We start from the raw sequence: 14,569 nt of genomic DNA on the forward strand, positions 1-14,569 counted from the left end.
GTCAGTCGGGTATCAAGCAGGACTGACCTATTTTTGTCAAATTCTTATTCATAGACAAAAGTTAGGGGCTCTTGAGTTTTCATATCAATGTATTGCCCTTTATAGTACATGACATTGGCTTTTCTCAGCCAAGAGGTAATCTTGTCACGGACATTGAACTCAATGCCCAACTCAGCTTCAACTTTTTTAATCTGCTTCTGTTGCATCTCTCTTGAGAAGAACCGGGCTAAGATATCTGTATCAATGAGATGCTCAGCAATGATGATAGCAGGATCCTTCAAGTAATTAATAAAATTTTGATAAGTCAAACTTTTTAAGAAGTCATTACATTTATCAATAAAGCGCTTAGTCATTAGACCCTCTTCGAATTGAAGCAGAGGGAAGTAAAGAAGGCGATAGTAGGTTTCAAAGATTTCGTCAACTTCTTCTTCACTGAATTCTTTGGATAGGGACTTGCTAATGGGACGCTGTCCACCATAGACATTGATGCCGATTTCTAGGCACATGTTATAGGGGCTATAGCCCAGTAACATGCAGTTGATAATTTCTTGATTTTGCTCATCTTTGCTCTGTTTCCTAAAGTATTTCAGCTTGTCTTCCAAAAATATAATCTTAATTTCCATGAAACGTTGCTCCTCTGTAAATCAGTTAACGGTCCTAAAATAAAGTTGATTTAAAATCAATCGATTTTCAAGAGCTCGTCTGTGTTTACGTTAAAAATTTTCGCAAGTTTGATTAGTTTATCGCCTCTGATGTTCAGTTGATTGCGCTCCATATGAGAAACGGTCATTTGAGAAACACCTAGTAATTTTGCTAGTTGAGCTTGTGTCATTTTATTATTGCGCGCCCGCAATTCTGCTATCGTTACCATAGAAGACTCCTCAAATTTTATGACTAAAATTATATACTCTTTTTTTATTTTATCAATAGAATTGTTGATTTAAAATCAATTCTTTTAAAATATAGCTTTTTTAAATAAGCTATAAAGGCGGTTTCATGGGCTTTGTAGATATTATTACATTTTCTTTACATTTTCGTTGATTTATTCTCTCCTTGCTGGTATAATCTATTTGGAAAAGATAGATTTTTTAGGAGACTAATCAATGGCAACAGTAGGGGAAAGAATAAGAAAGCTGCGGATTGCTCAAGGATTTACTCAAGCGCGCCTAGCAGAGATTTTACATGTTAGTAAGGCAGCAGTCTACAAGTGGGAAAGCAATACTAATCTTCCTAAGGTTATGGAGCTCAAGAATATGAGTAGTCTTTTTCATGTTTCAGCGGATTATCTTTTAGGACTTGCGATCGTTCGGCGATAGAGCAGCTAGGCAGCGAAAAAAAGCTTGAAGCTATGGCGGGCTATTTTCATCAATTAGAATCTCCAGAAAGGCAACAGGCCTGCATAGATTTTGTTATCAGTCAGTTCAATGAACAGGAAGCTGTAAAAATAGAGGCTGAAAAAATTCAGCGGGCCTTGGATGAGCCTGCTGAAGCGGTTCTTGATATGAATATTATTGTGGATTCCAGCTTAGATTTTCAGGGTGTGGATAAAAGTTGACAGTAAATTATAGCGTTTGGGTCTAAAAATAGAGAATTCGGTAGAGATAGGAATTACACTCTTCTTTTAGCGAGGAGAATTTTGGCGGCGATAGTAACTTGATTGAGATTCGACCAGTCTATTTCGTCCTGACGGACATGAAAGAGCAAAGGAGTCATTTTGAGAATGGCTTCTTTTGTTTTAGGGGTTAAGGAGACGAGAGCTTGTACATCCTGTTTATGGATAATCTGGAAGTTCTCCTCCAGATGTTGGATGACCTGCTGATTAGAATAATCTTTTTGACGGAGCTGGTCAGCTACTTTATCTCTAATTTCCTGGAGATGATTCTCTGTTGGGATGACTTTAATGATAAGTCCCTCTTTTTTCAATACTCGCTGAAATTCATGATAGTTAGCTGGTGAGAAGATGTCCAGCAATACATCCATGCTTTGATCCTGAACGGGCAAGTGTGCTAAATCACCGACGAACCATTTTACAGCAAAGCTCTGATCACTTTTTGCGGCTAACTGGATGGAATCTTTGGATAGATCAAAAGCGTAAATTTCTTTGTTGGGAAATTCTTCCTGGATTTTTCGAGCATAATATCCCTCTCCGCAAGCGACGTCTAGAATGGTCTGTTCTTCAGGTAGGGCCTGCAGCAGATCCTGCAACTCGTCTAGGATATGCTGATAAAAGCCGGCTTCCAAGATGGCTTGCCTATTTTGAAAGCTTGTTTTGTCATAGTCTTTAGCTTGTTTGGCTTGAGGAGCTAGATTGACATAACCGAATTTGGCGATGTCGTAGGAATGGCGATTGGCGCACTTGAGGCTGTTTTCTTCCATAGCTAAGCTTTGCTGGCAGAGTGGACAGGCCAGAGCCGGAGCTTGGGCAAATCGGGCAAGTTTTGGTTTCATAGTTGCTCTCTTTCTATTGTTTTTATATAGCTGAATGACTTCTTTTTGGTAAGACATAGAAAAATCCGATTCAGGTAATCGGATTTTTATCTTTAGTAGGTCAGGACAAAGTATTTCTTCTTACCGCGGCGGATAACTGTTAGCTCGTCTTCCAGTTTATCTGAGACGTTGAGGACATAGTCTAAATCTTGGATACGCTCACCATTGAGGTAGATAGCGCCGTTTTGAACGTCCTCGCGAGCTTGACGTTTTGAGTTGACCACACCTGCTGTCACAAGCAGTTCTACAATATTGAGATTGTCTTCTGCTTGGACCTGATAGTTAGGCACACCTCGCAGACCTTGTTTGAGTTCCTTGACGGACAAATTTTTGATATTTCCAGCAAAGAGCTGCTCAGTAATGTTGAGGGCTTCCTGGTAAGCTTCTTGACCGTGAACCAGACTGACAACTTCGCGAGCTAGGACTTTCTGCGCTAAGCGTTCGTGAGGTGCTGCTTCAAACTGCTGGCGAATCTCTTCAATCTCATCCAAGGACAGGAAGGTAAAAATTTTCAGGAAGCGGATAGCGTCTGCGTCCATGACATTCATCCAGAATTGGTACATTTCGTAAGGGGAAGTCTTGTCAGGATTGAGCCAGACAGCATTACCTTCTGACTTGCCGAATTTTTTGCCAGTAGCGTCGGTAATGAGCGGAACGGTCATCACATGACCAATCTTGTCGGCCTTGCGGCGCAGGAGCTCTGTACCAGCTGTCATATTGCCCCACTGGTCGGAACCACCGATTTGCAGGGTTACGCCGTGGTTTTGATTGAGGACGTAGAAGTCATATCCTTGCATGATCTGGTAGGCGAATTCTGTATAGGAAATCCCTGTCTCAATCCGGCTCTTGACGGAATCTTTACTCATCATGTAGTTGACAGTGAAGTATTTGCCGACGTCACGCAGGAAGTCGATAAAGCTAATGCTGCTAAACCAGTCATAATTGTTGACCATTTCGGCCTTATTATCGCCCTTTTCAAAGTCCAGAAAACGAGAAAGCTGATTTTGGATAGATTTCACCCAGCCTTCCACGGTTTCCTTGGTTTGGAGACTGCGCTCTGCATCCTTAAAAGATGGATCGCCAATCAATCCAGTTGCTCCTCCGACCAGAGCGTAGGGTTTATGGCCAGCTAGTTGCAGGCGGCGGCTAGTCAGAATGGCTACCAAGTGGCCTAGGTGCAGGCTGTCAGCGGTTGGGTCGTATCCGGTATAATAAGAGACTTGTCCTTCTTCTAAGGCCTTGCGTAAAGCTGCTTCATCAGTAGTTTGGAATACCAAGCCACGTTCTTTTAGCTCATCAAAAATGTGCATCATGTCTCTCCTATTCTAAAAGCCAAGAGATTGGCTTATCTATATTTTAAATTTATGTTACTCTATTGTATCATAAAGCTTTTAAATAGCAATGATTCCTTGAAATAAATCATAGATATTTGGTATAATGGGAGGATAACAAGGAGAATCAAACTTGGAACAATTAATAGAAAAATTAAAAGAGTTCTGGGGAAAAGCCCAGCAGTTTATCAAAAAAATACATCTTCCAAAATGGAGCAAGAAGATTGGCAGTGGCAACAACGGCTGGTCTATCGGTGATGTTTTTGCTGTTTTCTTGCGGACTTTTAAACTTCTGATGAATATGGCTTTTGTGTTTATCTTCTTCGGTGCCGTCATCGGTGCCGGGATTGGGATAGGCTATGCAGCTAGTCTTTTCAGTAAGGTGGAAGTGCCCAAGCAGGAAGAGCTAGTCAAGCAGGCGAATAATATCTCTGGTATTTCTAAGCTAACCTATGCCGATGGCAGCTTGATTGCAGAAGTGGACAATGATTTGCTCCGCATTCCTGTTAAGAGTGACGCCATCTCTGAAAATGTAAAAAAAGCCGTTATCGCTACAGAAGATGAGAATTTTGAGACGCATAACGGAGTTGTTCCCAAGGCTGTGCTTCGGGCTACGCTCGGTTCAGTTGTTGGAGTTGGCTCGTCTAGCGGGGGGTCAACCATTACCCAGCAGTTGATCAAGCAGCAGGTGGTGGGTGATGCACCGACCTTCAAGCGGAAAGCGGCGGAGATTGTTGATGCGCTGGCTTTGGAACGCTACATGTCCAAGGATGATATTTTGACGACTTACTTGAACGTTTCACCTTTTGGGCGCAACAATAAGGGTCAGAATATCGCTGGTGTGGAAGAAGCGGCTCAAGGGATTTTTGGTGTTTCTGCTAAAGATTTGACTGTGCCCCAGTCTGCTTTTATTGCTGGCTTGCCACAGAGCCCGATTGTTTATTCGCCTTATGCAGCCGATGGCAGTCTCAAGAGTGAAGGGGATATGGCTTTGGGCTTGGAACGTGCCAAGGATGTGCTCTATAATATGTATCGGACGGGCCATCTAAGCGAGAAAGAGTACAAGGAGTACAAGGACTACGACTTGACCAAGGATTTCAAGCCTTCTGAAAGCTCGGAAAAATCTTCACATGGCTACCTTTATTACACAGCTGTCGAAGAAGCCCAGCAGACCATGTACGAGTACTTGATTCAGCGGGACAATGTTTCCCAGCAAGAGCTGAAAAACAACGATACTGTCAAGGCCTACAAGGAATTGGCTGCTAAAGAACTGAGCGATGGTGGCTATACTGTTACCACCACTATTAACAAGAACATCCACACCGCTATGCAAAATGCAGTAGCCAACTATGGCGGCATCTTGGATGACGGAACTGGTGCAGTTGAAGTGGGAAATGTCCTCTTGGATAATAAAACCGGTGCTGTGATTGGCTTTGTCGGCGGCAGAGACTACGCTTCCAATCAGAACAATCACGCCTTTGATACGGAACGGTCGCCGGGTTCGACTATTAAGCCAATTCTGGCTTATGGAATTGCCATTGACCAAGGTCTGATGGGCAGCGCCAGCGTTCTTTCTAATTATCCGACTAACTTTTCAAGCGGCGATCCAATCATGCACGTGGACAGCCGTGGTACAGCCATGATGGATCTGCAAGAAGCGCTTAATACTTCTTGGAATATCCCGGCTTATTGGACTTACCGCGGATTACGCGAAAAAGGTGTCAATGTCCGTGGCTATATGGAAAAAATGGGTTATTACATCGATGACTACAGCATTGAGAGTCTCCCAATGGGCGGCGGAATCGAAGTATCTGTAGCTCAGCACACCAATGGTTTCCAAACCTTGGCTAATAATGGAACCTATCAGAAAAAATACATGGTTGAGAAAATTACGGACCGAGATGGGAAGGTAATATACCAGCATAAGGCCGACCCGGTTCAGATATACAGTCCAGCAGCAGCTACGATTATGCAGGAGCTCATGCGGGGAGTTATCAATTCTGGAGCTACTACGACCTATAAATCCAGAATCAGTCAGGTCAACGGAACCTTGGCTGGAGCCGACTGGATTGGTAAGACTGGAACGACCAACACCAACGGCGATATGTGGCTGATGCTTTCTACTCCTAAGATGACTTTGGGAGGATGGATTGGTCATGATGATAATAGCTCTATGGCGGCGTTGACTGGTTATAATAACAATGCCTCCTACATGGCTTATATGGCAGACGCTATCTATCAAGCGGATCCGAATGCTTGGGGCGTTGGTGATAAGTTCACTCTTGATCCGAGTGTGATTAAGTCTGACGTACTCAAGTCCACAGGGGAAAAACCAGGTACAGTAACGGTAAACGGCCGTTCTGTTAATCTCAGTGGTCCGACGGTGCCTAGCTATTGGGCTAAAAACGGTGCTCCGACTACGACCTACCGCTTTGGTATCGGGGCATCAGATGCGGATTATCAGAAGGCTTGGTCAGCTATTCTGGGCGGTTCTACCTCCAATTCTAATTCAAGTTCCAATTCTAACAATAACCGGCAGGGGAACTAGCGCATCAAGAACAGTTTTAACTTTTCAGAAAGCGGATGAAATCCTTGCAATTTCTAGCTAAATAAGGTATAATGATAACAATAATTTGTCGTGTGCTTTATTTGAAATATTGTCCAAATAGAAGCTTACAGCAGTTAAATCAAACTTGAATAAGTCAGATTTAGCTGCTCTTTTTGTGCCTATTTTTAGGAAAAACGAATAATGTAACCATAATTTAATTTTTCTGAAAATTAAACAAAAGGGACTGATTGTGGCTGTTTTGCAGCATTGTAAATGACAGAGGATTTTTCTCTGAAAACATTTCACAGAACTCGCCCTCAAAGCATTGAGAAAAAAGATACCTTTCTTCTCGCTTTATAGAGGGCTCAGTATCTTATCATAAAGGAGTAAAAACTTGGCAGGACATGAAGTTCGATACGGTAAACACCGTACCCGTCGTAGTTTCTCAAGAATTAAGGAAGTTCTTGATTTACCAAATTTGATTGAAATCCAAACGGATTCGTTCCAAGATTTCTTGGATCATGGTCTGAAGGAAGTCTTTGAAGATGTACTTCCTATTTCAAACTTTACCGACACCATGGAATTGGAATTTGTCGGCTATGAAATCCGTGAGCCTAAATATACGCTGGAAGAAGCACGCATTCACGATGCCAGCTATTCAGCGCCAATCTTTGTGACTTTCCGTCTGATTAACAAGGAAACTGGTGAAATCAAGACTCAGGAAGTCTTCTTTGGTGATTTCCCAATCATGACTGAAATGGGAACCTTCATCATCAATGGTGGTGAGCGGATTATCGTATCCCAGTTGGTGCGTTCTCCAGGGGTTTACTTTAACGATAAAGTTGACAAAAATGGAAAAGTTGGCTATGGTTCAACGGTTATTCCTAACCGCGGAGCTTGGTTAGAGTTGGAAACAGACTCAAAAGACATTGCCTACACTCGTATTGACCGGACACGGAAGATTCCATTTACCACGTTGGTGCGTGCGCTTGGTTTCTCAGGTGATGATGAGATCTTGGACATCTTTGGTGACAGCGACTTGGTGCGCAATACCATTGAAAAAGATATCCACAAGAATCCAATGGACTCTCGTACAGATGAAGCCTTGAAAGAAATCTATGAGCGTCTTCGTCCAGGTGAGCCTAAGACGGCTGAAAGCTCTCGCTCTCTCCTTGAGGCGCGTTTCTTTGATCCGCATCGTTATGACTTGGCAGCAGTTGGTCGTTACAAGATTAATAAGAAACTCAGCGTCAAGACACGCTTGCTGAACCAAACCATTGCAGAGCCATTGGTAGATGCTGAAACAGGAGAAATCTTGGTTGAAGCTGGTACAGTTATGACCCGCAGTGTGATTGACAGCATTGCAGAGCAGCTGGACAATGGTTTGAACAAAATCACTTATATTCCAAACGACTCAGCTGTTTTGACAGCTCCTGTAGAGTTGCAGAAGTTCAAGGTTGTGGCACCGACTGATCCAGATCGCGTTGTGACTATCATCGGTAACGCAAATCCTTCTGACAAGGTTCGGATTGTAACACCAGCTGACATCTTGGCTGAGATGAGCTACTTCCTCAACTTAGCTGAAGGCATTGGTCGGGTAGATGATATTGACCACTTGGGGAACCGTCGTATTCGTGCAGTTGGTGAGCTTTTGGCCAACCAAGTTCGTCTGGGACTTTCTCGGATGGAGCGTAATGTTCGTGAACGGATGTCTGTTCAGGATAATGAAGTACTGACTCCGCAACAAATCATCAACATCCGTCCAGTAACTGCAGCTATTAAAGAATTCTTTGGTTCTTCTCAGTTGTCTCAGTTCATGGACCAACACAATCCGCTGTCTGAGCTTTCTCACAAGCGCCGTCTATCTGCCTTAGGACCTGGTGGTTTGACACGTGACCGCGCTGGTTATGAAGTGCGGGACGTACACTATACTCACTACGGTCGTATGTGTCCGATTGAAACGCCTGAAGGACCGAACATCGGTTTGATTAATAACTTGTCTTCTTATGGACACCTTAACAAATACGGATTTATTCAAACGCCTTACCGTAAGGTAGACCGTGAAGCTGGTGTAGTAACCAACGAAATCGTTTGGTTGACCGCTGACGAGGAAGATGAATTTATCGTAGCGCAGGCTAACTCTAAGCTGAATGAAAAAGGTGGCTTTGCGGAGCCTATCGTTATGGGACGCCACCAAGGTAATAACCAAGAATTCCCATCAGACCAAGTAGACTACATGGATGTATCGCCTAAGCAGGTAGTTGCCGTAGCGACAGCATGTATTCCTTTCTTGGAAAATGACGACTCCAACCGTGCCCTCATGGGTGCCAACATGCAACGTCAGGCTGTGCCTTTGATTGATCCAAAAGCACCTTATGTCGGTACGGGTATGGAATACCAAGCTGCCCACGACTCTGGTGCAGCAGTTATTGCTCAGCATGATGGTAAGGTTACCTATGCGGATGCCGACAAGGTTGAAGTCCGCCGTGAAGATGGTTCTCTTGATGTTTACCAAATTCAAAAATTCCGCCGTTCTAACTCAGGAACTGCTTACAACCAACGTACCTTGGTGAAAGTTGGCGATGTCGTTGAAAAAGGTGACTTTATCGCTGACGGACCTTCTATGGAAAAGGGAGAAATGGCCCTGGGACAAAACCCAATCGTTGCCTACATGACATGGGAAGGTTACAACTTCGAGGATGCGGTTATCATGAGTGAGCGTCTGGTCAAAGACGATGTCTACACCTCTGTTCACTTGGAAGAATACGAATCAGAAACTCGTGACACCAAGCTTGGCCCTGAAGAGATTACCCGCGAAATTCCAAACGTAGGGGAAGATGCCCTGCGCAACCTGGATGAAATGGGGATTATCCGCATCGGGGCGGAAGTCAAAGAAGGCGATATTCTAGTCGGGAAAGTCACTCCAAAGGGTGAAAAAGACCTTTCTGCTGAAGAGCGTCTCTTGCACGCTATCTTCGGAGACAAATCTCGTGAAGTTCGTGACACCTCTCTGCGTGTGCCGCACGGTGCCGACGGAGTGGTTCGTGACGTGAAGATCTTTACCCGTGCTAATGGTGATGAGCTGCAATCCGGCGTAAATATGCTGGTTCGCGTCTACATCGCTCAAAAACGTAAGATTAAGGTCGGAGATAAGATGGCTGGTCGTCACGGAAACAAGGGGGTTGTATCCCGTATCGTTCCTGTGGAAGACATGCCTTACTTACCAGATGGAACACCAGTTGATATCATGTTGAACCCACTCGGGGTACCATCTCGTATGAACATCGGTCAGGTTATGGAGCTTCACCTTGGTATGGCAGCTCGTAACTTGGGCATCCATATTGCAACACCAGTCTTTGATGGAGCAAGCTCAGAAGACCTCTGGGATACCGTCCGCGAAGCTGGTATGGACAGCGATGCCAAGACGATTCTTTATGACGGACGTACCGGTGAGCCGTTTGACAACCGTGTATCTGTCGGTGTCATGTACATGATCAAGCTCCACCACATGGTAGATGACAAACTCCACGCCCGCTCAGTAGGACCTTACTCAATGGTTACCCAACAGCCGCTTGGAGGTAAAGCTCAGTTTGGTGGACAACGTTTTGGTGAGATGGAAGTTTGGGCCTTGGAAGCTTACGGTGCTTCTAACGTTCTGCAAGAAATCCTGACTTACAAGTCAGATGATGTCAATGGCCGTTTGAAAGCTTATGAAGCTATTACCAAAGGGAAACCAATTCCAAAACCAGGTGTGCCAGAATCCTTCCGCGTTCTTGTCAAAGAATTGCAATCTCTTGGTCTGGACATGCGCGTTCTCGATGAAGATGACAATGAAGTAGAACTGCGTGACCTAGACGAAGGTGAAGATGATGATGTGATTCACGTTGACGATCTTGAAAAAGCGCGTGAAAAAGCAGCTCAAGAAGCGAAAGCAGCTTTTGAGGCTGAAGGAAAAGAATAAGAATACACACTGATTAGAAAATGAAGAAAGGTAAGAAATAGTGGTTGATGTAAATCGTTTTAAAAGTATGCAAATCACCCTAGCTTCTCCCAATAAGGTCCGTTCATGGTCTTATGGGGAAGTGAAGAAACCTGAAACAATCAATTACCGAACCCTGAAACCAGAACGCGAAGGCCTTTTTGACGAAGTGATCTTCGGTCCAACCAAGGACTGGGAATGTGCCTGTGGTAAGTACAAACGGATTCGTTACAAAGGAATCGTCTGTGACCGCTGTGGTGTTGAAGTAACCCGGGCCAAGGTTCGCCGTGAGCGTATGGGCCATATCGAATTGAAGGCACCTGTTTCACATATTTGGTACTTTAAAGGAATTCCAAGCCGCATGGGGCTCACTTTGGATATGAGCCCACGTGCCCTGGAAGAAGTCATTTATTTTGCGGCTTATGTGGTGATTGATCCTAAGGATACACCGCTAGAGCACAAGTCAATCATGACGGAACGTGAGTACCGTGAACGTTTACGCGAGTACGGTGCAGGGTCATTTGTAGCCAAAATGGGAGCAGAAGCTATTCAAGACCTCTTGAAACAAGTGGACTTGGAAGCTGAGATTGCTGTCCTCAAAGAAGAATTGAAAACTGCTTCAGGTCAAAAACGGATTAAGGCTGTTCGTCGCTTGGATGTTTTGGACGCCTTCTACAAGTCTGGCAACAAGCCAGAATGGATGGTTCTTAACATCCTGCCGGTTATTCCGCCAGATTTGCGCCCGATGGTTCAGCTGGATGGTGGTCGTTTTGCGGCTTCTGATCTCAATGATCTCTATCGCCGGGTTATCAACCGAAACAACCGTTTGGCTCGTTTGTTGGAACTCAATGCCCCTGGTATCATCGTTCAAAATGAGAAGCGGATGCTTCAAGAAGCGGTTGACGCTTTGATTGATAATGGACGCCGTGGTCGTCCAATTACCGGACCAGGTAGCCGTCCGCTCAAGTCACTGAGTCACATGCTCAAAGGGAAACAAGGCCGTTTCCGTCAAAACTTGCTGGGTAAACGGGTTGACTTCTCAGGTCGTTCCGTTATCGCGGTTGGTCCTACATTGAAAATGTATCAATGTGGTGTGCCGCGTGAAATGGCCATTGAGCTCTTTAAGCCGTTTGTGATGCGGGAAATCGTTGCTCGCGACATCGTGCAGAACGTAAAAGCTGCTAAACGCTTGGTAGAACGTGGAGATGAGCGTATCTGGGATATTCTGGAAGAAGTGATCAAGGAGCACCCAGTGCTTCTTAACCGCGCACCGACCCTTCACCGTTTGGGAATTCAGGCTTTCGAGCCAGTTCTGATTGATGGTAAAGCTCTTCGTTTGCATCCGCTGGTTTGTGAAGCCTACAATGCCGACTTTGATGGTGACCAGATGGCTATCCACGTACCATTGTCAGAGGAAGCGCAAGCTGAAGCTCGTATCCTCATGCTGGCTGCTGAGCACATCTTGAATCCGAAAGATGGTAAGCCAGTTGTAACACCATCTCAGGATATGGTCTTGGGGAACTACTACCTGACCATGGAAGAGGCTGGTCGCGAAGGCGAAGGCATGATTTTCAAAGATATGGATGAGGCGGTCATGGCCTTCCGCAACGGCTATGTTCACTTGCATACTCGTGTTGGTATCGCAACAGACAGTCTTAATAAGCCTTGGACAGAAGACCAGAAGCATAAGATTTTAATTACTACTGTCGGTAAAATACTCTTTAATGCGATTATGCCAGAGGAATTGCCTTATCTGCAAGAGCCAACCAATGCTAACTTGACAGAGGGTGTGCCAGCTAAGTATTTCTTGGAGTCAGGGCAAGATATCAAGGAAGTTATTGAACAGCTTGAGATCAATGTTCCGTTTAAGAAGAAAAATCTTGGAAATATCATTGCAGAAATCTTTAAACGCTTCCGTACAACAGAAACATCTGCTCTTCTTGACCGCTTGAAGAACTTGGGTTACCATCATTCTACTTTGGCTGGTCTGACAGTGGGTATCGCTGATATTCCAGTTGTTGAAGACAAGGCTGAGATTATTGAAGAATCCCACAAGCGCGTGGACCAAATTACTAAACAATTCCGTCGCGGTATGATTACTGATGACGAACGCTACAATGCAGTTACTGCTGAGTGGCGGGCGGCTCGTGAGAAATTGGAAAAACGTCTGGTTGCCAACCAGGATCCGAAGAACCCTATCGTTATGATGATGGACTCTGGAGCCCGGGGTAACATCTCTAACTTCTCCCAGTTGGCCGGTATGCGTGGTCTGATGGCTGCGCCAAATGGACGTATCATGGAATTGCCAATCTTGTCTAACTTCCGTGAAGGTCTGTCCGTTCTGGAAATGTTCTTCTCTACCCACGGTGCTCGTAAGGGTATGACCGATACGGCCCTTAAGACAGCCGACTCGGGTTACCTGACTCGTCGTCTAGTTGACGTTGCCCAAGATGTGATTATCCGTGAAGACGACTGTGGTACAGACCGAGGTTTGCTGATCACTTCTATCACAGAAGGCAAGGAAATGATCGAGTCTCTGGAAGAGCGTCTCAATGGTCGTTACACTAAGAAAACAGTTAAACATCCAGAAACTGGTGCTGTCATTATTGGTCCGAATGAATTGATCACAGAAGACAAGGCGCGCGAAATTGTTAATGCTGGTGTTGACGAAGTGACGATTCGATCTGTCTTTACATGTAACACCCGCCATGGTGTCTGCCGTCATTGTTACGGTATCAACTTGGCAACGGGTGATGCAGTTGAAGTCGGTGAAGCAGTCGGAACCATCGCTGCCCAGTCTATCGGGGAACCTGGTACACAGCTGACCATGCGGACCTTCCACACGGGTGGTGTTGCCTCTAATACCGATATCACACAAGGTCTTCCTCGTGTCCAAGAAATCTTTGAAGCCCGCAATCCGAAAGGGGAAGCGGTCATCACTGAAGTCAAGGGTGAAGTTACTGCCATCGAAGAAGATGCTTCTACTCGGACCAAGAAAGTCTTTGTTACAGGTGCGACTGGCGAAGGTGAATATGTGGTGCCATTTACAGCCCGCATGAAGGTTGAAGTGGGCGACCAAGTCTCTCGCGGTGCTGCCTTGACTGAAGGTTCTATCCAGCCGAAGCACTTGCTGGCCGTCCGCGATGTCTTGTCTGTTGAAACTTATCTGCTTGCTGAAGTACAAAAAGTTTACCGCAGCCAAGGGGTAGAAATTGGCGACAAACACATCGAAGTAATGGTTCGTCAAATGATTCGCAAGGTGCGTGTCATGGATCCAGGAGATACAGATCTTCTCATGGGAACTCTCATGGATATTACAGACTTTACAGATGCTAACCGTGATGTGGTTATCTCAGGCGGTGTGCCTGCGACAGCTCGTCCAGTCCTCATGGGAATCACCAAGGCTTCCCTTGAGACAAATAGCTTCCTGTCTGCAGCTTCCTTCCAGGAAACAACTCGTGTCCTGACAGATGCTGCTATCCGTGGTAAGAAAGACCATCTGCTTGGCCTCAAGGAAAATGTTATCATCGGTAAGATTATCCCAGCTGGTACTGGTATGGCCCGCTACCGCAATCTGGAACCTCAGGCTGTCAATGAAGTTGAAATTATCAACGAAGTGACAGAACTGCCAGATGGATTTGAAACTGAAGAAAATATTGTTCTTAAATAAAGAACTTTCCCTCCCGATTTTCGGGAGGTTTTTTTGTTGCAGCCTATAATTTCTTGCCCGCCACTAAATATTATCCTATAATATAATTAGGAACAGTGCTTTTTAAGTCCCCTTTATGATTGAACGATTATAGAAGAATCACTCAAGATTTCGTGTTTCAGTTTTTTTAGGATAGGAGATGCCAAATCTATTTTGAATCAGAAAGATCAATAGTTTCTAGTGGTATGATAGCGCTAGGTTATACTATTTTAAAATTCCTAAAATAGTAGGAGGGGTAGGTTTGAAATTTTTAAAAAGAGGAGGTTGGTTTTAATGGTGGTGGTCGGAGATTGTAAAGATCAGTAACTGGCATTTATCTAGCTGTTTCATTCATGAAGGGAGTTTTTTTGGAAGATAAAGAATAGAAAACAATTAGATTACAAATAGGATAATATTTTATTACAATGAATAAAAATTAAAATATACAGGTTAAAAACACAAAATTTTGCATAAAATATAGATTGAAGCCCATAAATTCTTTCCTTTTTATTTATTTTTTTGGGAAAACCGAAAAA

At 44.5% G+C, this 14,569-nt stretch carries 9 protein-coding genes; 5 read left to right on the forward strand and 4 right to left on the reverse strand.

The window, feature by feature from the left end; genetic code table 11:
- Window positions 1-44: 44 nt before the first annotated feature.
- Both RG608_RS07800 and RG608_RS07805 read right to left on the reverse strand, forming a co-directional pair.
- Entirely contained in the window at window positions 45-623 is a 579-nt protein-coding gene (locus RG608_RS07800) for a hypothetical protein (RefSeq protein WP_002896795.1), read from the reverse strand.
- Window positions 624-679: 56 nt separating this feature from the next.
- Window positions 680-871: a helix-turn-helix domain-containing protein gene (locus tag RG608_RS07805; RefSeq protein WP_002896794.1), complete on the reverse strand. Its 192-nt coding sequence runs from the start codon at window positions 869-871 to the stop codon at window positions 680-682.
- A gap of 232 nt (window positions 872-1,103) precedes the next feature.
- Between RG608_RS07805 and RG608_RS07810 the strand changes: the two genes are divergently transcribed.
- A complete protein-coding gene (locus tag RG608_RS07810) occupies window positions 1,104-1,316 on the forward strand; it encodes a helix-turn-helix domain-containing protein (RefSeq protein ID WP_268687079.1) in 213 nt (70 codons plus the stop codon).
- A 32-nt stretch (window positions 1,317-1,348) separates the two neighbouring features.
- Window positions 1,349-1,555 (forward strand): hypothetical protein, encoded by a 207-nt coding sequence (locus tag RG608_RS07815; RefSeq protein ID WP_268687078.1) that lies wholly within the window; start codon window positions 1,349-1,351, stop codon window positions 1,553-1,555.
- Window positions 1,556-1,608: 53 nt separating this feature from the next.
- On the opposite strand, the gene RG608_RS07820 is transcribed toward RG608_RS07815, so the two are convergent.
- The gene (locus RG608_RS07820) at window positions 1,609-2,448 is read right to left on the reverse strand and encodes a putative RNA methyltransferase (protein ID WP_268687077.1); all 840 of its coding nucleotides are present in this window, start codon (window positions 2,446-2,448) and stop codon (window positions 1,609-1,611) included.
- 92 nt (window positions 2,449-2,540) lie between these two features.
- A complete protein-coding gene (tyrS, locus tag RG608_RS07825; RefSeq protein WP_268687100.1) occupies window positions 2,541-3,797 on the reverse strand; it encodes a tyrosine--tRNA ligase in 1,257 nt (418 codons plus the stop codon).
- Window positions 3,798-3,951: 154 nt separating this feature from the next.
- Between tyrS and pbp1b the strand changes: the two genes are divergently transcribed.
- The 3 genes from pbp1b (at window position 3,952) to rpoC (ending at window position 14,015) form a co-directional block, all read left to right on the forward strand.
- Window positions 3,952-6,366 carry a penicillin-binding protein PBP1B gene (gene pbp1b, locus RG608_RS07830; protein ID WP_308946812.1) on the forward strand — a complete coding sequence of 805 codons (2,415 nt, stop codon included), beginning with the start codon at window positions 3,952-3,954 and terminating at the stop codon, window positions 6,364-6,366.
- A 394-nt stretch (window positions 6,367-6,760) separates the two neighbouring features.
- A complete protein-coding gene (gene rpoB, locus RG608_RS07835; RefSeq protein WP_125434538.1) occupies window positions 6,761-10,327 on the forward strand; it encodes a DNA-directed RNA polymerase subunit beta in 3,567 nt (1,188 codons plus the stop codon).
- Window positions 10,328-10,367: 40 nt separating this feature from the next.
- Window positions 10,368-14,015, forward strand: coding sequence for a DNA-directed RNA polymerase subunit beta' (rpoC, locus tag RG608_RS07840; protein ID WP_268687075.1), 3,648 nt, complete (start codon window positions 10,368-10,370; stop codon window positions 14,013-14,015).
- Window positions 14,016-14,569 lie beyond the last annotated feature (554 nt).

The organism is Streptococcus sp. IsoGale022 (assembly GCF_031142805.1).
GTDB lineage: Bacteria > Bacillota > Bacilli > Lactobacillales > Streptococcaceae > Streptococcus > Streptococcus sanguinis_A.